This is a genomic window from Algoriphagus locisalis (assembly GCF_900116615.1).
GTDB classification, from domain to species: Bacteria; Bacteroidota; Bacteroidia; order Cytophagales; family Cyclobacteriaceae; genus Algoriphagus; species Algoriphagus locisalis.
Window position 1 is genome coordinate 309,918 of the sequence record NZ_FPBF01000006.1, and the last position, 20,127, is coordinate 330,044.

A 20,127-nucleotide genomic window follows, 5' to 3' on the forward strand; every position below is an offset into this window, starting at 1 on the left:
AAGTCTTGAGTCTTCAAAGAATTATGGCAAAGAAAATAGCAATAGGAGGAGATCATGCAGGTTTTGAATACAAAGCAAAAATGATCAGCAAACTGGAATCACTGGGCTACGAGGTAAAGGACTTTGGGCCTTTCTCAGATGCTTCTGTGGATTACCCGGATTATGTGCATCCCTTGAGTTCTGCCATCGAAGCAGGTGAATTTGACTTGGGCATTGTGATCTGTGGATCTGGAAATGGTGTGGCCATCACTGCAAACAAACACCAGGGAATCCGTGCCGCACTTTGCTGGAATGAAGACTTGGCAGCTTTGTGCAGACAGCATAACAATGCTAACGTATTAGCTCTTCCTGCCCGTTTTATATCGTATGAACTGGCAGAAAAGCTAGCTGAGATATTCTTGACTACCGAATTTGAAGGAGGAAGACATCAGAATCGGGTGAATAAGATTGCTTGTAGCTGAAAAGCTGAAAAGCTGGAAGACAGAGGACCGAGGACCGAAGAAGCCCAAACTTGAGAAATCAGGTTTGGGCTTTTTTAGTTTTATTCTAACGGGATGGTTTTCTATGCTTTAATTTGTTCTTTGCAGATGGAGTGAATTTACCCAGGTCTTGAAATAATAGAAATGAACCCAAAACTGGCCCTGATACTTACCATCTTTTTCCTTTTCCAAGGCTTAGAATCATTTGGTCAATCCCAGACATTTCTATCGCTTTATAAGGATCACTTGCCTTATTTTCAAGAGTTGATCACCGGTGCACAATACGAAGATCCACCCGATAATTATATCGGGCACCCGTATCACAAAAGCCCCGATTTTCAGGATGGAGTGCTTAGGATCAATGGTGTGAGCTATACTGCGGTGCCTTTATTATATAATGAGAATGAAGATGAAGTTGTCACTTTTCACCCGATCTACCAAGAGAAGATCAGGATCAAACCGGGTAAAATTGACGAGTTTGCATTTGAAGATGGAGCCCTTTTTCGGAGGTTTTCCGGAAACGAGCTTTATGCCCAGCATAAAAATGGGTTTTACGAGGTACGCTCTGATGGGAGGATAAAAGTACTGGTGAAGAACTACAAGAAAAAAACAGTTTATAGAGAACCAGGTAGGGTGACTTATACTTTTTTAGAAACTCTGGATCATTTCTATTGGTGGGATGAGGATTTTGTGGAGGTTAAAAATGGGAAGCAGGCAATCAAAGCGCTGGGACTGAACAAAAAGGATGTCAAAAAAATGGCGAAACTTCAGAAGTTAGACGCCAAAGCAGACTTGGCGGAATATATGGCAGCTTTGGTAACGATGATTGAGAATACTAGAGAAGATTTTAAGGGTTTTGTGAATTAGATGAGGACGATGACTAAATACCAATTTCTCATAGATAACCCGTTCTGTAAAGCCAACAAGTGTATGATTGGTCTGATGAGCTTACTTTTTCAATTGCTGATAATAGGGTGTAGGGAACCATTCAGTCCAGAGATTCCACCTCAGGATTTACAGGTTTTGGTAGTGGAAGGCTACCTGGATACAGAAGGTTTTCCTAGTGGTTTGAAATTAAGCTATACCAAAAGCTTGGAAACAGAGGAGGGCTCAGAGGCTATTTTTCCGGAAGGGCAAGTGTATTTAAAAGCAGAATCGGGAGGGGAGTTTCCTCTCAGCTATCTGGGGAATGGGGAATATGAATTTGCCCACAACGTCCCTGAAGATGATCAATATACGCTTCATATCTTCACCGATGATGGGAAAAACTACGCTTCAGAAATACTTAACCCAATCATAACCCCTGAAATTGAAGAGTTGGGGTTTGTAAAAGACGAGGAGGGAGTAGAAATTTTTGTTCGGACAAAAGGGGGAGATGCTGCCGAATATTTTATGTGGAACTATGAGGAGACCTATGCATTCAGACCGGCCATTCCTACTTACTTCAAATATGATGCAGCAAGCAAGGACATTGTGTATTTGGAAGAATTTGAAAGAACGGATATCTGCTATCGAGGAGGATCAAATGAAGAACTGATCTCAGAAACATCCATTAGATTTCAAGAGGGAGCAGTTTTCCGCAAAACTTTAAAGAAAATCTTAAATGGAGATGAGCGGCTTGGTATGAGGTATAGTGTGTTGGTCAGTCAAAAAGCCATATCAGAAAAAGCAGCAGAGTTTTGGGCTATCCTAAATAAAAACTCCACTGAATTAGGCTCGATCTTTAGTCCACTTCCATCTCAGATGCCTAGCAACATCGCGCAGGTTGGCAACCCAGAAGCCCCTGTGATCGGGTTTATTAGTATTGGAGTTATGCGTCAGCAGCGACTTTTTATAAGTCTAAGAGAAGTAATTCCATGGGCGATAGATGATCTTCCTGAATATTTTCAGTGTGAAGTGGCCAATGATACCATTCCAATCGCTTCTTATGAGGAGTTTTTTGGAAGTGGGAATTTCGTGCCCGCCACGCCCATATCAGTACCAGGTATTCCCTACGTGGTCGGCTATCAAGGGACAGAGCGACGCTGTGCGGATTGTACGCTAAGAGGTACAAATGTCAAACCTGATTTTTGGGATGATTGAACTGTCTGAGGTATTATTTGCACGCTCTAGTTGGTTTGAGCTATTCCAAACTCTTTCACTAAAGAAGCCCAAACTTGAAAATTCAGGTTTGGGCTTTTTTATGAACAGGGGATATCTAAGCTAGGCTTTTACAGATTTGTACTGCCATTAGCGACTTCACTAGCTAAAATCAGGGCATTGTAGAGATTGGCGATTTTGCCGGATTTGGAGATTTCTGTGAAGGATTTTTCAGGTCCTTCTTGTCCGCCTACTTGAACTTTTACCGAAGGTGAAATGCCGGAATCCATAATGACTTGCTTCACCTGTGCTGCAGTAAGATCTGGGAAATAGGAGCGAATCATCGCTGCCAAGCCCGCAACTGCCGGTGCGGCCATGGAAGTACCTCCTTGAAATTCGTAGGAATCGCCTGGCATGGTAGAGTAGATCTGATCCCCAGGGGCGAAAATGTCCACATTTTCCTTTCCATAATTAGAGAAAACGGCGATCATACCTTCTCCGAATTGAGATGTCAAAGCCCCTACAGTCAGGTAGTGATCGGAGAAATCTGCTGAAAGTCCTTCGGGGCTATCATTGGGGAAGTTTTGATTTTCCGGAGAGTCCAAGTCCATACCGTCATTTCCTGCCGCATGCACAAAGAGTACATCCTTGGAAGCTGCATAGTTTAAGGCTTCGTACACCCATTCTGAATTGGGGGAAAAACCCTTTCCAAAGCTGGCATTGATCACTTTCGCTCCGTTATCAGCCGCATAACGTATGGCCAAGGCAATATCTTTGTCGTATTCGTCTCCGTTTGGTACGGCTCTGACAGACATGATTTTCACGTTGCTGGCTACACCATCCACTCCTTTTTTATTATTTCGGGTGGCTGCGATAATCCCCGCTACGTGCGAACCATGACTTTCATCTGCGTATCTGGAATCAGGATTTCCATTTCCATAGTCCTGATCAGAATAGTCGTATGGATCATCTCCCACGGGAGTTCTGCCATTGAAGTCCACATTTAGATTGTAATTCACTTGCGCTTCATAATACTTGATCCCATCTTGAAGATCCTTGATCGCAGCTGGAATTTCTTCGCCCATGGTCATCACCTGCATCAGCATTCCCACAGTTCTTTCCTCTTGGGTGTTTTTGGGCTTATATTCTTCTAAATCAGCAAGAGAATAATTCTCCTTTCCTAAAGCTTCTTTGATGTTTTCGTCTGCCATGGTTACCATAGCCTCAATCTGCTTGAGTTGTGGAAGCGCTGCTTGAGCTTCAGGGAGTTTTGCATTCAGCTTTTTATTGGCGGCTTCCTGATAAGCCTCGTCACCGATTTTTAGGCGGAGGATTCTAGCCATTTCCATTTGCTCATTATAGGATTCGCCAAGGAAGTTATACCCATGGATATCGTCGATATAACCATTTCCATCATTGTCAATTCCATCTCCAGGCTTCTCACTAGTATTAGTCCAAAGTACGCCTTTGATGTCTTCATGATCTAGGTCTATACCTGAATCGATCACCGCAACGATCACCTCCTCGCCCTTTTTCTTTTTTAGAAGTTCGGAATAAGCACGGTCCACGCTCATACCAGGTACAGTGTCCTTTTGTAAATCTAAATGCCCCCAATGTCTAGATTGCTGATCTGAAAGTTCGGCTACTTTAGGGCTAGTGTTTGTGTAACTGATGGGAGGAGCTGTCAATACTAATGAGGAATTACATCCCATCACTAGCAGGCCAAGGCCTAGTCCTGCCAAAATTTGAATCTTGCTTTTAATCATAGTTAAAAGTAACGCCCGCGCTTCAAAAAGAGTGGATTTTTACCTGTTAAAAATGGTGAAGGGATATTGGATTTACATGAATGGCTGACTCTGGATAGCCAGAGAAAATTAAAGAAAGCTTTTTAATAGGATTCTCAGTACCGCATTTGATTAGTGCCATTCTAAACCTACTTGAGAAATAAAGTATTGCCAATCGCACAGCTTTGTAGCACACCGAATCGAAAGTTACTTCTGGGTGATAGCGAACGGCCTGTACTCCTAATAATTTCTATATCATGTGTAAAAATAAAATCAAAGTAAAATTTTAGATAAACTAGTCTATGATTATTATATGATCATATTAATATTGATTTTTGATAGATCTTAGATTGGTTTAGTATTGGTCATGGTATGGTCATAATATACTTTAAGAATAACATTTTTTAGTCAATAGTATATGGGAAGCCTTATTGAGGAGGGGAGGATTTTGCAGTTTTTGCTATGGAATAAGCTAGGTCATCTGGTTTCCTGAGATAGTTTAGGGGTAATTATTTCCCTATCAACTTCTCGAGTCTGTTCATCATTTCATCTTTCTCCTTTAGCATGCGCTCATATAAAGCGATTTTTTCTTCGTGGAGTTGGATGATTTTTTCAACTGGATGAAAATTGATTGTTCCTTTGTTGAAAGCATTATCGAAAGCGTGATCACCGAATGAATTTGATATAAAATTCACTGCCTGTTCCTCGTCAAAATTCTGGAATGCTTCTACGGGAAGCTTGAGTACTTCAGCGATCTGTGAAAGCAGACTTGCTTCGATTTCTTCTTTTTGCTCAAGCATGGAGATTTTCTTCTGGTTCCAATCCTCCCCAAGCTCATAGGCCAAAGCTTCCTGCTTGATCCCCAGCATTTCCCTAAAGCGTTTGACATTGCGGCCTTGATGGATTTGTTTGGATGGGGAGTCGGTCATGGTTTACTTATTTTTAGTATTCTCTGGGAAGTCCTGCCCTGCAGGCAAGAACAGGCTGAGATTGATTTGTGTCTTAATTCAAATTTAAACCTTTCCGGCATTAGATGCAGGAATGGAGGTTCAATTTCCTAGGTAAAATAGGGATTTGGTAGGGATAATTTATCCGATTACCCAAAAAACCGGACAAGCACTGTCGGAAGAACCATTAAAATAGTATGATGGATCTGAATTGCAGAAGGAATCACTATCATCCCAATTTCCCTGGTTTTGTTAGAAAACTTTTATCCTGTCGGACATTTCTTCCCTCTACCCCAGGCAATAAATGCCGCAGAAATAAGCATGAATACATTAAACCCAATCTGATCTCCTTCTCCTCTCAACACATGAAACAGGATGGCTGAAAGCATAAGTGCGATGGTTCCAAAAGCAGCATAAACAGTCAGCATAGTACGAATTCGAAGCAAGGTAGGTAAAGTCAACCCCAACCCAGCGAGCAAGTCAACTATTCCTGAGATCCATACCAATTCCGGGTTTTCCTTAATCCATAGCCAAGGCAAATCGGCACGGAGAAATAATTTCATAAATCCTGCATAGATAAATGTGAGAGAGAGTAAAATCTGAACTGCCCAAAGTGAAATGTTCAAGAGGTTAAATCTTTTTTGAATCGCCATAGTTTGTAAGTCGGTTTGTTTCCTAGGCACAACATTATATAAATTCGCTTTCCAAATGATATTACTATCCTCGCGGATAGCGCTATCTATTGGGATAGTATCGCAAAAAAAAATGAAGCTATGATATCACAGGGAGGTTGTCCTAAAACCATGCTTTCCATCAAAGACGCCTTGGAGGCATTGGAGGGAAAGTGGAAACTATTGATCTTATTTTCCTTGGCTGGAGGGCCAAAACGCTTTAAGGAAATCAATAGGGAAGTGGGAGGAATTACAGATAAAACCTTGTCCAAGGAATTGAAAAACCTGGAGACAAATCAGTTGGTAAAAAGAGAGGTATTTGATTCCTTTCCTCCAAAAGTTCAATATTCAATAACTCCGCATGGAATGTCTCTCGAAAAAGTATTGGATGAGCTACATTTTTGGGGGTTGCTGCATAGAGAGAAGATTATGGGGAAGTAGATGATAGTTTTTATTTGAATTTCAAATTCAAGGAGATAATAAGGAGAATTTGCAAACACCTAGCTTCGGGGTTGTTTTACTTGAGTGGGCGATTCGGGATAGTCGCTGGACTTTTCTTCCCTCTTACAAAGTTGATTATTCTAACTTTTTCAATTCCTCTACCTTTGCTTTCGCATGCCCATTATTCGGGTTTAGGGAAAATGATTTTTCATAGTTTTCAATGGCTTTTTCAGTATCGCCCAAAACTTCATAAGCCTCTCCCAAACTATCAAAGGTATTGTAGGAGGCAGGGTAATTTTCGGTGTTTAAAATAAAGAACTCCATTGCCTTCGACTTTTCCACTTCGTTTCTGTCCTGAAGTTTGCTATAAGCAATTCTGTTAACGAGGTTTTCCGGAGGAGCAAAAGTCCAGGAAAGCCGCTGCGAAATATCCTGAAAATGCTGAGTGAGTTGGGCTAAGTTATCCACATCCCGATATGAAATCCCATAGCCCTCAAAAATGTTGGTTATTCCGTTGTGGAATGCAATCATGGGAACGGAACTATGGTCCTCATTTTCGAAATATTCCAATTTCGCAGGAAATACTCCATCGTATCTACTGTTTAGCGACTCAAACAAACGCACATGTCGGTCCCGGTTTCTGATATTTCTTTTGCCCCAATTCGCAGTGGCGAAATAAATGTATCTCTTAAATGAATTAGGGCTAACAGCCTCTAATTTTTTGTCCATGGTTTCGGCATCCCAAGAGCCAAAACTTGGATCAATCGCCAGGAAGGAATTGAAAATCGTATTTTCTTTCATGTAAGCATGGGTAGCCAGTAATCCGCCAAGCGAGTGCCCAAAAAGAATTCGGTAAGGTGATGTTTGGTACTCCTGATCCAGTTTGGGAATCAGTTCCTCTTCCAGAAATGCCAAGAAATTATCTCCCCCTCCAAAGTCATTCTCCCGTGCCGTGACGATTTTATCTGGGGTGAAATCTCGGGTTCGACTGACATTTTGAATCCCCACAACAATCATCTCCGGTATCTTTCCAATTCTCCCCATATAGTTCGCCATGCCGCTAATCGGATGAAAAAAGCTGCTTCCATCCAATACAATCAGCAGGGGATATTCTTTATAAGGGGACTCTGGATTGCCATAAGATTCCGGAAGACTGACCCAATAGCTTCTGTCCTCATCCAAAATGCTGGAGTGGATGGTATGAGTGCGGCCGATTTCAATGTTCCCAGTTTCTTGAGATTTTGCTTGTCTGATTCCAAAAAGAAAGAGGATCAGTAGGAGGTGATAGTTACGCATGGTTCTAGTTAGATCAATCAATAATTTCCAGTTCAAGCCATGAAGAACGGGAACAAAATTATTTTAGGTCTTATCCTCTACGTGTTTTTGAACTAGGAAGGTTGAAAAAAGCTGGGTGGCAATACCAAAACGCGCAATATTCTCTTTGTTAAAATCCATTGTTAATTCAAAAATTGCCCTGGTTTGGTGGAAATGCTAGTTGAGTCAATTTAGGGGATTTTGAAGAGTTTTGGTGCTTTGAGGGGAGTTTCTAAATGTTTTTTTATTTCAATTTTGGAGGGTTTAATAATGCATCTTTGACAACTTTAGCAACAGTATTCCTATTAATTTTTTTATGCTTGCAATATTCACTTTGAAACCAATATTCTAGAAGTTTTGCTCCCTTACTTGCGTTGCATGACATACAACAAAGTGAAATATTATTGACCCCGTTGATTCTAATTTCATTAATAATATGTTCCCACGAAGGTTTAGATTTTCTATCTCCATTAGAATCAGAAAACACAATCCCACAGTAAACACAACAGGAGTCTCTTTCTTTTACAAAGTTTTCTACATCTTTTGGTATACCCCATCTGTTTGCCATAATTTCAATTATTCTCCATCAAAAAAGTCATTATCAACTTCTTTTACCTCATAAGTAGTTTTGACTTGAACTCCCACATTGTATTCATGGAGGAGGTCTACAAGCTTAATTCCATCAATAAGAATAATCGTATGGTGAGCATTATTTGCTTTTTTTACAGCACCAGGATCAAATGTGGAGGTGGTTACAAAAACACCTTTTTGGGTATCTCCACTCATAGCTCCTATAAAGTTTCGAATATCCTTTTCACGAACTTTGTTTTCACCATATCTTTTAGCTTGAATATAAATTTTGTCTAAACCAAGCTTGTCTTCATTGATAATCCCATCAATTCCACCATCTCCTGTTTTGGAGGTTTCTACAAAGTCCCCGTATCCCATTTTCTTAAGAAGGATAAGAATTACTTTTTCAAAGTAGAATGGATCGATTGACTTTAATTTCTCTAGTAACTCATCTTTTACTTGAATATCGATTGAGTTAAATCCTTCATCGATTAGATCTTGTGGAGATGCATTTGAAATTTTAGATGGAGTTGAGTCGCGTTTTGGGTTCTCTTCATTATAAAACTTTAAAAAATTATCTGAGTTTTCAACTTGACTCAATGTTAAGTTGGAGGAGCTTTGCATTTTGCCCTTTTCAGTAATTCGGACTAAACCTCTTTTGGGGATCTCTATGTATCCACCCTTTTTTAAATAGGATTTTCCCCAAGCAATTCTATTAAAGATTAAGATATCACCACTTTTTGTTTTTTCTTCTAGTTGTTCTTTTGATAGATTAGAATAGAATCGATCAATAACCATTTGATACATTTCTCTTGCTTGAAGGGTTTCCCCGTTTTCTAGCACTTTGAGAATAGGTATGAATGTTTCGTGGAATTTAGGTATTTCCATAAGGTTTATCTCTAGATGATATTATCCTAAAGTAAATGAAATCATTAAGAACTTAAACAATCAGCTTAGCTCTAATTCCCGGTACAGGCTATTTTTCCATCACCCCCCCCCTCTGATACCACCTAAAACGCAAATACCCAAAGCCTACCAATTCTTAGCTAATTAGGAAAACCTACTTATTCATTTAGCCTCACATTTGGCTCGGCTCTTAACAATGCAACGGTAGATGGGCCTATACCTGGCGCAGCATCTAATTCTGCATAGGTAGTTATGCGTTTTTTATTTCTCTGAGTGATGATTGCCTGAGCTCTGACTTCACCTAATCCCTTTACTCTTTGAAGGACCTCAAGTGGTGAATCATTCAGGTAAACCATAAAATTGAGCCTACCGGTGCCAAAACCCGGAATAGAGGCTTTGTTGTGAGCAATGGTAGGGGGAATATCCCAACTGCTTGGTTGGGAGGAGGCAGGAATCCAATTGTTATTGACATATTCCAACTGCTGAAGACTAAAATTTAAGCTATCGGCTACATAGGTGTCTGGATCAGTTTTCACTCCGTTATTTAAGTTTTGGGAGTAGTTAACTTCAACTTCATAGCGGACGACTTTTCCTTCATCAAGGATGTGCTGCTTGGCAAAACGTTCAAACTTAGCGTTCATCTCAGAATTGGTTTGCTTTGCAATAGGTGTCAAATTCCAAGGTACATTACCTGGGCCGTGAAGTTTATGATTTAGTAAATGCCCCTCTACGATATAGTTGGGGTAGTTCATTTTTAATAATCTTCCCAAACCAGTGGTATAAGTTGGCTGGCTGCCTGCAAGTCCTCCCGGATCTAAACTTAAAGGGTTTACAACTACATGCTTACCCATTTCCATTCCTGCTCCGGTGATTTTATCCTGGGTTTCTAACCTGGTTTGTGGTATGGGTGGACCGCCTATTGCATTTAGTATTGCTACTATTTTTTCAAATTCTCTCATGATGATTTGTCCTTTCTCTACGCCTTGACCTTCTCTGTTTTTGTCAATTTCGCTGGAGGAGGTTTGAAGTTCGGCTACCTTGTCATCAGGAATAGTTTTTCCATTCCAACTTTTACTGGAGATTATCTGTCCTAGTGTTTTAGGGTCTGCGCTAGCGATTATGATTTGGGCTTGTGGCGTGGAGTTTTCAAAATAGGCTTCATGACGTTCTCCATTTGGTAGCGTAAATCTTTTTCTAAAACCAAGCCATCCTAGAACTGCGTCAGCAGCATTTCGTCCAGCTTGTAGAATCGCCCCACCAGCAGAGATGGCCTTATCAATCAACCAATCAATCGCAGCATTTACCCTATCCCTAAGCCCACCGATCATCTCGGCGATTCTGCTTCCTAATCCACGTAAGCCAACTTGATTTGCCAAGAAGCCGATAGCCACAGGAATGGCTCTGGCAAGCGCATTCTCAAGATAATTTGCTGCATCCCCAATCGCTCCGCGTGCTATATTTGCCACTCCTGCAACGAAGGAATTGACGATTTCAAGCATTTCCCGAAGCTTTTCGATAAAGGATTGCACCGCTCTGTAGAATGCGATAAAGCTGTTCACCACAGCCATGATGCCCGTCGGATCAAGCAAGGAAAGAAGCCTAGTCGTGACTTGGGTGATGATTTGTGTAACGACCCAACTCTGAACTTGTTCCAGCACCATGGTCCACAAGTTGCTCAATTGCTCCTGCACATATTCCCAAATAGCAATAGGCCCTCGTTCCCAGACATCCTTGATGAAAGTCCAAATTCCCGAAAGTGTATCAATTGCTCCTCGGATCTGAGCAACCCGCTCTGCACCCAGTTTCATTTCCAGTCTTTCCCAGACATTGTCCATAGTCAGGCCTAGGACATCCAGCACAAAACCTAAAATGCTCTCAAATGTCAGATCAGCTGGTGGATTGATTCCTGCAGAGGCCAATTCACCAAATAGCCAATCCCTTAACCCACCCAGTAAATGAGTCAGGATATTATCAAAAAACTGAACAAAACCCTGTTTGACCGCATTCAACAGATTTCTCAAGAACCCAATTGGATCCCGTTTGATATCTTCAAAAGCACTTTGGGCATTCGCGATTATCTGCTGGACCGTTTCTATCGGGAAGTTCATCACCACCAGGAGAACCTCAATCAGGATCTGGACTATGGTGACCACAAAGGCAAAAAGCCTGCGGATTGGATCAGCGAGAGTCTGGACAATTCTTAAAAAGGCATCGACAGGATGGAAGACATCTTCTATGGAGAAGCCATTCCATAATTCCATAAATAACCCTGTGACATAGGCCCAAGAGAAGTTTAAGGTCTCGACTGCTGCATTGATTCTGGATACGGTTTGCTCTATGGCTCCGGTTTCCTGCATCTGCTGGAACTGCTCTTCTCCACCCGGCATCAATCCCATAAATCCCCGGATGATATTCACGGTAGTTCTTGGCACTACTTCCTCAGTAAAAGGATCTTTTCCCAGCAAAACAGTGACTAAATGGAAGCCCTGCTGTTCTCTCGCATATGCCGAAAGTTGGGATAAAAGAGCATCCTTGATAAACTGCAGGACTTGAATGGCCACATTTGCTGCGAAGGTGAAAACCCGGGTAGTAAATGGAGTAAAAATGGCCACCGTTCGCTGAAATGCACCCATTGGGTCTCGAATGTCATCCAGAGAAAAGGCATTCCAGGCTGTTTCAAAAAGTCCTCGAACTTCTGCAAAACTGAAGTTAAGTGCAGCTAATTCCGCATCTATCCAATCTGCAGTTTCCTGAATGATCCCTTCAGCTCGCATTCGTTCCAGTTCCTGCTCTTTGCCAATCAAAATCAGGAAATCCTCTATTTTCTCAGCGGTGGTGGATATTACTTCTTCCCCTGTCAGTGGATCATGACCGAGCAATTTGGTTAGCAAAGGGTAGCCTGGAAAAGCATCTGCCAACGCTTTGAGCCCTGCCATTAAAGCATCTTTGATCAGGGCAAAAACCTGGTCTTTAACCCTCCCTGCGAAGGTTTCTATGTCTCGATAAAGTTGGCCAAATGTCTCATCCAGAATCTGGATATTCCCATCCCATCCTTCTGTAATGCCCATTCGGTCCCAAGCTTCTTCCAAGGTATCATCAAGTCTGTTTGAAGTGAGATTGAGGGAGGACATTTCACCCTCAACCCAAGTAAATGCATTGTTGATGATGCCCAGCTCATCCAGCTTGTTGTAGAGTAGCATCCCAAAAACAGGGATCAATCCTAAAAGTCCACGAAGGAGATTTGGGCCATTTCTTTCTACACTTCTTCCAGCAAGTGGATCATATCCAATAATTACTGTCAATAGAGAATAGCCAGGAATATAGCTTGCAAATTCTGCTAGACCTTCCCGGACAGCCCATGGCAAACGCTGCACCTGAGGTTCGGCAGAACTGATTTCTGTGATTGGCATTCTTTGCACTTCTGCTGCTCCCTGCTGCACCGTATGGGTTAATTCATGTGCTAAAAGATGCTTTCCTTCCGCAGTTTCCGGCTGGTATTTTCCTTCGTTGAAATAGACATCATTGCCATGCGTAAAGGCTTGCGCTCCGATGGCGCTACTCATCTGCGCCGCATTGGCATCTGAATGCACCCTAACTCCACTGAAATCTGCGCCTATTTTACTGCCCATTTCAGATTGAACTGGGGCTGGAAGGTTTTGGCCTCCGCCCTTGAAACTGGAAATCTGGGCAGAAATGGAAGGAGAAGCTGTCATGCCACCATCTGGAGATAGCTGGATGCTTTCTTCCTCCTCTTCGAGTCTTTGTAAAAAGTTGTTGTTTTCAGGGAAGAGTTGCACAGTTTCTTCCTCCTCTTCCATGGCAGACAGCTGTAGAAAAGGGCCATTGGTAGAAAGAGGCGTCATTTGAAGAGTTTCTTCCTCTTCTTCAGGTTGCATTTGAAAAGTATCCGAACTGGCAGGGCTCATGGCAAAAGCTGGCTCGGAAAGGGCAGGAGCCATTGTCACATGATTAGCGACGGCTTCGGCTTCCTGTTCGTATTTATCTCCCGGTCTGCCGATTTTGAGGCTTGGCTGAATGCTAAGCGATGCCTGGCCATGATGAAATGACGAAGGCATAGGCTTACGTTCAGCTAAAGCGCTCATGTTACTTTTTGTTTTCGGTCTTCATAGGAGATTCTGCCGCCAAAGGAGTCATAGGCTCCTGTTCCTCTTCCACAGGGGTCATTTTTACATCAGGCTTTTTCTCTTCTTCTTTTTCTTTCACAATCACCACTTCCTCTTTTTCAGGCTCCTGATCTGCTTTTTTTCTGACTTTCTTTTTCATGTGTTTATAAAAGATTTTTTATGGTCACATGGAATCTTTGACGATTAACATCATCATTGCTCTGTGTTTTAATGATGATTTTAATCGTGTCGATTTCATATAGTCCTCCCCATTTTGTGATACTCTCTTCTTATTCCTTCTCGTAAATCACCCAACATGACCTGATTGCTTCCTTTGTCCAAAGCCTTCAGCAAACTATGCTGGATCACCTGCACGATCGAACCGCCGGATAGTTCATAGCTTTTAGCCAATTCCTGAAAATTAATCCGCTTGTCCAGTTCGACTTTTTCCGGAAATCCCTTCTGCCAAAGTTTCTTCCGTTCCTCAGGTTGTGGCATTGGGAAAAATACCGAGGCCTGAAAACGCCTCATAAATGCCTCGTCCATATTGCTTTTGAGATTGGTGGCCAAAATCACCAACCCATCGTATTCTTCGATTCGCTGTAGTAAGTAGGAAACTTCCTGATTTGCATAGCGGTCATGAGAGTCAGAAACTGAGGTCCTCTTCCCAAAAAGGGCATCTGCCTCATCAAAAAAAAGGATCCAGCCTTTGCGCTCAGCCCGGTCAAAGATCTTTGCCAGGTTCTTTTCGGTTTCCCCTATATACTTGGAGACTATTCTGGAAAGATCAATTCTATATACATCCAGCCCCAGTTTTTTGCCTAGCAAAGTGGTCGTCAAGGTTTTGCCTGTGCCTGGAGGTCCGTAAAATAAGGCTTTGAAACCTGGTTTTAACTTCTTGTTCATTCCCCAGGTATGAAGCAATTGATCTTTATGTTTCAGCCAAATTTCAATTTCCCTCAGTTCCTCTTCGGTATGTGGATTAAGAACCAAATCTTCCCATTCCATCTCAGTTTGTAGAAGCTGGGCAGGGAAATTGGCACTGTAATCAGGCTTTCGAACAGTTCCGCTTGTGATTTCTTGGAGCGTATCCCGGTTGATAATCAAAGTCCCATTCAGATAGGGTTCGTCAACCTCGGTATCACTTAACTGCAGGTGACCTTCTTTATAAAGCATTGAATTCTTATCAAATAAGCTCAAATACTGAAAACGCTTTTCCAGATTGCTACCTGCGAGTATGAAAAGAACAGTTTCCCCGGTAGGGATAAAGCCATTGTGGTTTTTTCCTTTCCGTCCACCAAATTCTGTGAAAATCTGCTGGGTCAACTGGTTTTTCCCCATAAACACATCTAGCATCTGAGGTTTGATGTGGGGAACAGCTGCCAAAATCAATAGGAATCGCTCCGCATCTGATAGCCCTAACTTTTTGGAAAAATGTGCATAAGCCCCGAGCGGATCATTGAATTCCGGAGCAGGAATCTCCAGCACATCCCGAATTTGATTTCCAGGATTGGCATTCATGGTGGAGCGGGCTTTCAAAATACTTTGAAGCCAATCCAATTCCTGCTGTATGGTGGAGGCGTTATGTTTTGTAGTCCTTACCATTCTACTGAGATTATTTCATCCATCCATGGCAATTTGATGATGCCTATGCTCCAGGGAAGTCTGTCCAATAAAATATCAAAAGCCAAGCGCTGGATTTGTAAGTGATAGCCTCTTTGTACTTTTTTCAGAATTCCTTCCCTCGCGAAAAATCCTTCGGAAATCATTTTTCCAGACTTGCTTTTCAATGCTGTCCATTGGGTCGCCATACTTTCCAAAAGAAGGGTGGTTTCTAGGATCAATTTCGGGTCTAAATCTCCATTGAATTCTATAGTTTCGGCTGGCTCCATTCCGCACAAAAGCTTATTCAGCAGCAAGTCTGGCTCTTCCCATTCACGTTGCTCTGGCATCATGGATTGAAGGAGGACAGCTGCCTGGGATTTTGCTTGATCTGAAATGAATTTTCCACTTTTGACCAAGCCTAGATTCTCAAAAAATCTAGGTAGAAATGCGGCTGTCAGAACAAGCCCTGCATTGTGGATAACTGTCTTTTCTTCTTCTTTTGGATTGAGTTTTTTTAGGACTGGTATTTCTTGCTTCCTTTGATCAGAGATTAATTTTCCAATTGTGGATAAGTCTGTTTTTTCTGAACTACTTCGAAGTAGTACCTTGACAGATTCAGTCCAAAATTTATCTAAATCCCTCCTGGAGCTTGATAGAGTTGATTTTAGAAGTTTGGAAAAAGAATTCAGGAATTTGCGTTTATCGAAAATTGACTGATTTCTGGGATTGGTAGTTATCCACAAAAGCTGGATAAGGAATTCAGCAATACTTACAGTTTTTGATCTGTTTTTTTGCGCTAATAGTTTAAATCCCTCACTGAGAAAGGTCTTTAATTTTCCGCTGTTCCCAAATTCAGAAAAGAGTAATAAAGTTAAGAGTGCTTGCGTTGATTCACTACCGGAAACCCCTGTGATTTTGCCTAATTCTGTTAAAATATTTGTAAGGATTTTAAAATCATTTTCAGCAATGACTTCTTTCAAAAGTGATTGATGAATGACCTTTTTATCTAAACTCCTAGCTAGTTCTGCGATCCGTTTTGCTGTGCTTAAAGAGACGGGGTTTTTACTCAACCAGGGCTTGAGCCGATCTGGATGCTGAACTAGTATTCTCTGGAAAATTTTGGAAATTGAGAAGTCAATCTTAGAGCTTGCAAACCATGGAAGTGTCCCTTTTTGAAGGAAATAGACCAGAACTTCCCAGTCAGAATCCAGGGATTCTTTTTCACTCTTTTGAGGTGAACTTGATCCATTAGATTCACTTAGATTCAGGTAGGTTTGTTCCACATAGATTTTCCGCAATTCTTCCTCCAAGGCTTTCTGTAATCTCTGCTTGATTAGATCTACCGGCAGGTTCTTTGGGATTCTGCCTAAATCCAGGTCTAGTGTTTCTATGCGGATGGACTTTCCCTCCTGATCATATTCATCCATCACTTGCTCCATGACAGGAATCAAATGTTGGTAATAGATTTCCTGAAGGCTTTTCTGCCCGGAAAGTGCCGCTGTTTTGTTTCCAAATCCAGCTTCTATTACCTGAGTATGGATCAAGTGATTGCCCATTATTTGCCCAGTAATTTGTCAATCAACTTCGCCTTGGTGTCTGAACTGTTCACCTCGATGGACTTTTCTTCAGATATCTTGAGAAGAGTGTCCTTTTTAAAGATTTCCAGATCTTTTCTGCTGATCGAGGACTCAGGGGTGGAGGCTTTGAACGTTTCTACCAATACAGTTTTATCTGCTCCAGGGAGATAGGCTACTTTTTTGGCATCCAAGTATTTTTTCAGTTCCTCTTCTGGTATTCGTGTGGCATCGATAATGACGGCTTCTCTTCTACTTGCTCCGCAATGGTAACCTTGATATTCTTCTATATAACTGGCGTATTCTTCAGGATTTACGTTGGAGATGTCAGTCCCAACACTTGCCAAAATCATTTTTAGGAATTCGGGGTAATTTGAAAAGGATTCACGAAGTTCTGTAGATGTAAATCCTGCAGTAGATCGTAGGCTTTCTAACAATTTGGCGAAAGTGTCTTGTAAATTGGTTGGTGAATAGGAGATGTCTCGAAGCCTTGAAATGATTTGAATGAATTCATTGTCCCAACTAGAAATGATTGCAATTGAGTAACATTCTCTGACCGGAGTCGGACTTGGGACCATGGTAATGTTGACCACCTCTTGGCTACAAATCTTTACCTCCTGGCTTTCAAACCCAGCCTGTTCAAATAGTAAGGTTTGATTTGGTGAAGGAAACTTAATTTCATAATTGCCATTATCACTAGTGTAAGTATCTATTTCAGTGCCTTTGATAGAGACTCTAACTTGGTAAATAGATGAGCCGTCAGCTGCGGAAATTTTTCCCCTAACTCCCATAGAAGTGCAATCAGGGGTGATTATGCCACCGCAGTTTTTGGCTTGATGATCCAAAATAGCTTGCTCAGATTGCTCCCAACTTAGATCTTTATTCGGAAGCCCAAGACATTCTAGTAGTTTCAATCGGGACTCGTCTTCTTCCAAAACGCCAGATCGTAATTCTTCAAGTGTGAAGCCATTCGTTTTTTTGAGGCTCTCGAGTAATCGATCAAATGGCTCTGTTTGGGACTCCTTATTGTATTCTATCTGCCTTTCATCAAGTGTTTTTCTTACGAATTCTAATCCCCAACAATTTAATACGGCTATAGAATAGCATCCCTGCTCGCCTCGTACCCAGATCGTCACTTTTCCCTGATCACTTTGCTTGCTCTCTTTATCTCTCAAAATGTACTGAAAGGAGTCAATTCCGGTAAAACCAGCTGCGGAAGTGTATCGGAAACTGTTGTTTTCCGAATCTTTCTCGACTTTGCCTTTCTGCAGCGAACTTTCGCCCACTTGGATCACTTCATATTGCCGACCATTTGTCATGAAATCATTGAGTGTAATATCAATTCTGGTGGTTTTCTCTGTAAAAGCAATTGCGTAATCCGGTCTTGCAAATGGTGGCAGAACGATGCTGTTTTCACCGCAAGGCTCTATGCAAGGTGTACATTCGCAGCAATAATAAGGTAGGCTGAAGTCACCGATTATCCGTTTTTGCTTGGGATCATGAATCAGGAAAAATGTTCCGTTTTTATAAACCCCTGCTTCATGGGTCAGTCCATTGTGTTTTTTTAGATAATTGGCAAACTGATTTGACTCGATCAGGACGTTGATTCTGGATTGATAGCTGACGTAAATTCTTTGCAGCTTCGCAAAGAAAATAAGGTCCAAAATCTGATAAAGGAAAGGGGAAAGTCTGGCCAGAATGCCGTTGATAAATTCAAGCTCCTTCTCATTCCCATCTTTCACTTTTATTTCCTGAAGTAGCTTTTGCTGGATCAACACAAAATCAATCAAAAGCTGCAAGAGTTGTTTATAGCCATTTTGGAATGCTTGCCAGTTTAGATCTTTGAGACATTCTGGAAGAGCCTTTGCCATAATTAAAAGCAATTCTAAAGTCTCAGATGCTTTGATATAGAATTCATCCTTTGTGAAATCATCTTCACCATCCTCCTGTTTTGCATACTCTGTCGCATAATCAAAAAGATCCTTGAGATCCTGAATAAATCCTGCAACAATCCTTCGCTGGAAAGCATATTCTTCCTGCAAGTCATTCCAGCCGCAATCTTCCAGATATTCAGTTTCCTCACTTTCTCCTAAATGAAGCACTTCCACATGAATAGGTAAATTGAACTGCAGGATTAACTTTTTAATATGGTTGACTGCTGTTTTCAACTCCTTGCTGATATGCCCCTCGATTCTGAGAAATGGATAGCTCTCAATGTCATAGAACAAGGGAGTTTCTAATGCAGATTTTGCTTCAGTTACTTCCTCATCGGGCTGATTGTCGTATGATTGAACGCCTGCTCTGTAAGTGGAATGCATTTGCAAATTCCCAGGATCCACCCAGTTTTCTTCTAGTGAGAACCAATTCGAGACGGAGCTTTTCGACTTGATTTCGTAATAGTACGGAATGGCTCGTTTGCCTAATTTTCCCAGCTTTTCTCCAGAAGGAGTGATTTTGATCGGAAATTTTTCGCTTTCTCCTTTCTTGAAAATTCCTGTTTCCAGCTTCTCAAGTAACATGATCATCCTGCGATGTCGCTGAATGCAGGTTTCCGCCAAAAGCTTTTGAAGATTGAAAATCGGCGGCTGAACAAATCCATGTCTATATTTCAGGAATTGGGCTTGGGTTTCTGAACTGGTCCTAGCCCTTCCCAGCATCAGGTGAAGTGGGAAAAGTGAGCTGTCAGTGACGCAGTTGTACCAAAGCTCCATGGCTGAATTTCTGAATTCGCTGTAGGCTTTGATGAGTTCTTTGGCAAAGTCCCAGAGGTATTGAATTCCCTGAATATCATTAGGATCTGCCTCGGCCAAGGCCATGATTTCAGCGATTTTATCCTGAATTGTACCTGATTCGAGTGGATTTGTGAAGCTGTAACTTTTGCTCAAAATCGGCTCGAAAAGCTTATAGGAAAGGGCTAATACCTCAAAAAAGTCTTTGGTAAGTGTTAACCCAATGAACTTTTGGTAGTGCTTGACAAAAGCACCAAATTCATTGGACTCAGGTTTTCCTGGATAGAAAAGGGGTTTTTGAACGGAGAATTCCGGCAAATCTAAAACACTTGGGAAAGGTGATTTGACATTGTGGGACTTATTTTTCAGGATCTTATCCAGATCGCTTCCGTTTACCACCAATCTTCTGAGCGTCAAAAGCCGATCCTGACCACGATCATCGCAGGCATTTCCAAGGCAGGATTTGAGATCTTTGTCGAAAACCTCTATAAAAATCAGTACATATTTATCATTGAGAAAATTCGCAGGATTATTCAGTTTCTTAACCCCAGCGCTGTCTGTTGGAATCTCTGTAAGCAATTCAAATAAGCTTACGGCATGATCCACATCTTTGAAAGGCTTGTAATCCACACCCTCTGGCAGGGAATAAGGTCTATAATGTGTAGCATTAAAATTCCCTGCTTGGATCAGGAACCCCTCCGAAGTGATTCCCAAACCTTTGGTGATTTGCAATCCCTGCGGATAGGGCTGTACCTGCATGCCGCAGACGATTCCCATGCCGATCAACTTCGATCGGGTGAGCCTGCCCTGCTGATCTAAATAGGCTGCGAGTTGGTTCAGCTGGGTGCTGGTGAGCACTTGGCTACCTTCAAAAATCGGATAAGTTGAAATGATCTGGCTCATA

15 protein-coding genes are annotated in these 20,127 nt (G+C 41.7%); 4 read left to right on the forward strand and 11 right to left on the reverse strand.

Going from position 1 to position 20,127, the window contains the following annotated elements:
* The first annotated feature begins 23 nt into the window (after window positions 1–23).
* The 3 genes from rpiB to BM386_RS17440 all read left to right on the forward strand — a co-directional run bounded on the left by rpiB (window position 24) and on the right by BM386_RS17440 (window position 2,561).
* Window positions 24–461 (forward strand): ribose 5-phosphate isomerase B, encoded by a 438-nt coding sequence (rpiB, locus tag BM386_RS17430; protein WP_091696602.1) that lies wholly within the window; start codon window positions 24–26, stop codon window positions 459–461.
* A 162-nt stretch (window positions 462–623) separates the two neighbouring features.
* Window positions 624–1,346 (forward strand): hypothetical protein, encoded by a 723-nt coding sequence (locus BM386_RS17435; RefSeq protein ID WP_091696603.1) that lies wholly within the window; start codon window positions 624–626, stop codon window positions 1,344–1,346.
* 63 nt (window positions 1,347–1,409) lie between these two features.
* Window positions 1,410–2,561, forward strand: a complete 1,152-nt coding sequence (locus BM386_RS17440) for a DUF4249 domain-containing protein (RefSeq protein ID WP_170857117.1) — start codon at window positions 1,410–1,412, stop codon at window positions 2,559–2,561.
* Window positions 2,562–2,689: 128 nt separating this feature from the next.
* Here BM386_RS17440 and BM386_RS17445 read toward each other — a convergent pair whose 3' ends face one another.
* From BM386_RS17445 to BM386_RS17455, 3 genes are all read right to left on the reverse strand, one after another.
* Complete coding sequence (locus BM386_RS17445; protein WP_091696607.1) at window positions 2,690–4,324, reverse strand: S8 family peptidase; 1,635 nt, start codon at window positions 4,322–4,324, stop codon at window positions 2,690–2,692.
* Between the two features lie 527 nt (window positions 4,325–4,851).
* Complete coding sequence (locus tag BM386_RS17450) at window positions 4,852–5,271, reverse strand: helix-turn-helix domain-containing protein (RefSeq protein ID WP_091696608.1); 420 nt, start codon at window positions 5,269–5,271, stop codon at window positions 4,852–4,854.
* A gap of 281 nt (window positions 5,272–5,552) precedes the next feature.
* Window positions 5,553–5,942, reverse strand: coding sequence for a DoxX family protein (locus BM386_RS17455; RefSeq protein WP_091696610.1), 390 nt, complete (start codon window positions 5,940–5,942; stop codon window positions 5,553–5,555).
* Between the two features lie 120 nt (window positions 5,943–6,062).
* Between BM386_RS17455 and BM386_RS17460 the strand changes: the two genes are divergently transcribed.
* Entirely contained in the window at window positions 6,063–6,401 is a 339-nt protein-coding gene (locus BM386_RS17460; protein WP_091696611.1) for a winged helix-turn-helix transcriptional regulator, read from the forward strand.
* Window positions 6,402–6,536: 135 nt separating this feature from the next.
* Here BM386_RS17460 and BM386_RS17465 read toward each other — a convergent pair whose 3' ends face one another.
* The 8 genes from BM386_RS17465 to BM386_RS17500 form a co-directional block, all read right to left on the reverse strand.
* A complete protein-coding gene (locus BM386_RS17465; protein WP_091696613.1) occupies window positions 6,537–7,697 on the reverse strand; it encodes an alpha/beta hydrolase in 1,161 nt (386 codons plus the stop codon).
* A gap of 262 nt (window positions 7,698–7,959) precedes the next feature.
* Window positions 7,960–8,283: an HNH endonuclease gene (locus BM386_RS17470; protein ID WP_091696615.1), complete on the reverse strand. Its 324-nt coding sequence runs from the start codon at window positions 8,281–8,283 to the stop codon at window positions 7,960–7,962.
* A gap of 8 nt (window positions 8,284–8,291) precedes the next feature.
* A complete protein-coding gene (locus BM386_RS17475; protein WP_091696617.1) occupies window positions 8,292–9,173 on the reverse strand; it encodes a restriction endonuclease in 882 nt (293 codons plus the stop codon).
* A 176-nt stretch (window positions 9,174–9,349) separates the two neighbouring features.
* A complete protein-coding gene (locus BM386_RS17480) occupies window positions 9,350–13,294 on the reverse strand; it encodes an eCIS core domain-containing protein (protein ID WP_091696618.1) in 3,945 nt (1,314 codons plus the stop codon).
* A gap of 1 nt (window position 13,295) precedes the next feature.
* Window positions 13,296–13,475 carry a hypothetical protein gene (locus tag BM386_RS17485; protein WP_091696620.1) on the reverse strand — a complete coding sequence of 60 codons (180 nt, stop codon included), beginning with the start codon at window positions 13,473–13,475 and terminating at the stop codon, window positions 13,296–13,298.
* Between the two features lie 95 nt (window positions 13,476–13,570).
* Window positions 13,571–14,920, reverse strand: a complete 1,350-nt coding sequence (locus BM386_RS17490; protein WP_091696621.1) for an ATP-binding protein — start codon at window positions 14,918–14,920, stop codon at window positions 13,571–13,573.
* Entirely contained in the window at window positions 14,914–16,476 is a 1,563-nt protein-coding gene (locus BM386_RS17495; protein ID WP_091696623.1) for a contractile injection system tape measure protein, read from the reverse strand. Before BM386_RS17495 ends, BM386_RS17490 begins: the two co-directional genes overlap by 7 nt.
* Entirely contained in the window at window positions 16,476–20,126 is a 3,651-nt protein-coding gene (locus BM386_RS17500) for a carboxypeptidase-like regulatory domain-containing protein (protein ID WP_091696625.1), read from the reverse strand. Before BM386_RS17500 ends, BM386_RS17495 begins: the two co-directional genes overlap by 1 nt.
* Window position 20,127: the final 1 nt, after the last annotated feature.

Bases quoted from the DNA above. Each gene is read 5' to 3' on its own strand.
- rpiB (WP_091696602.1), top strand. From the start codon at position 24: ATGGCAAAGAAAATAGCAATAGGAGGAGATCATGCAGGTTTTGAATAC.
- BM386_RS17435 (WP_091696603.1), top strand. From the start codon at position 624: ATGAACCCAAAACTGGCCCTGATACTTACCATCTTTTTCCTTTTCCAA.
- BM386_RS17440 (WP_170857117.1), top strand. From the start codon at position 1,410: ATGATTGGTCTGATGAGCTTACTTTTTCAATTGCTGATAATAGGGTGT.
- BM386_RS17445 (WP_091696607.1), bottom strand. From the start codon at position 4,324: ATGATTAAAAGCAAGATTCAAATTTTGGCAGGACTAGGCCTTGGCCTG.
- BM386_RS17450 (WP_091696608.1), bottom strand. From the start codon at position 5,271: ATGACCGACTCCCCATCCAAACAAATCCATCAAGGCCGCAATGTCAAA.
- BM386_RS17455 (WP_091696610.1), bottom strand. From the start codon at position 5,942: ATGGCGATTCAAAAAAGATTTAACCTCTTGAACATTTCACTTTGGGCA.
- BM386_RS17460 (WP_091696611.1), top strand. From the start codon at position 6,063: ATGATATCACAGGGAGGTTGTCCTAAAACCATGCTTTCCATCAAAGAC.
- BM386_RS17465 (WP_091696613.1), bottom strand. From the start codon at position 7,697: ATGCGTAACTATCACCTCCTACTGATCCTCTTTCTTTTTGGAATCAGA.
- BM386_RS17470 (WP_091696615.1), bottom strand. From the start codon at position 8,283: ATGGCAAACAGATGGGGTATACCAAAAGATGTAGAAAACTTTGTAAAA.
- BM386_RS17475 (WP_091696617.1), bottom strand. From the start codon at position 9,173: ATGGAAATACCTAAATTCCACGAAACATTCATACCTATTCTCAAAGTG.
- BM386_RS17480 (WP_091696618.1), bottom strand. From the start codon at position 13,294: ATGAGCGCTTTAGCTGAACGTAAGCCTATGCCTTCGTCATTTCATCAT.
- BM386_RS17485 (WP_091696620.1), bottom strand. From the start codon at position 13,475: ATGAAAAAGAAAGTCAGAAAAAAAGCAGATCAGGAGCCTGAAAAAGAG.
- BM386_RS17490 (WP_091696621.1), bottom strand. From the start codon at position 14,920: ATGGTAAGGACTACAAAACATAACGCCTCCACCATACAGCAGGAATTG.
- BM386_RS17495 (WP_091696623.1), bottom strand. From the start codon at position 16,476: ATGGGCAATCACTTGATCCATACTCAGGTAATAGAAGCTGGATTTGGA.
- BM386_RS17500 (WP_091696625.1), bottom strand. From the start codon at position 20,126: ATGAGCCAGATCATTTCAACTTATCCGATTTTTGAAGGTAGCCAAGTG.